Here is a 221-nt window from a genome sequence, read left to right as displayed (position 1 = left end):
ACATAGCCGCGGTCAAAAATATTAATTGCATCCTTCTCTTCAACTATCAGATTGTCCATTTCTGTCTTATCACTATGTTTTGCTGTGGTAATTGTTGCGCAATCCGGCAGAACCCCTTGCCCAAACAAATTAAGCCTGAGATGAAGTTTTATACCGCCTTTCTCTTTACGGAATTCTGCCCAGCGATAACGGCTTAGACACAAGCTAATAACCGAGGCATC

1 pseudogene is annotated in these 221 nt (G+C 42.5%); it reads right to left on the bottom strand.

From position 1 onward, the window contains the following. Positions 1-221, bottom strand: a pseudogene (locus ULO1_RS11225) (IS4 family transposase); the annotation flags it as partial.

The organism is Carboxydocella sp. ULO1 (assembly GCF_002049255.1).
In the GTDB taxonomy this organism is placed as follows: domain Bacteria; phylum Bacillota.
The sequence above is the reverse complement of the archived record's forward strand: the minus strand, read 5'-3'. Positions and strand labels throughout refer to the sequence as shown.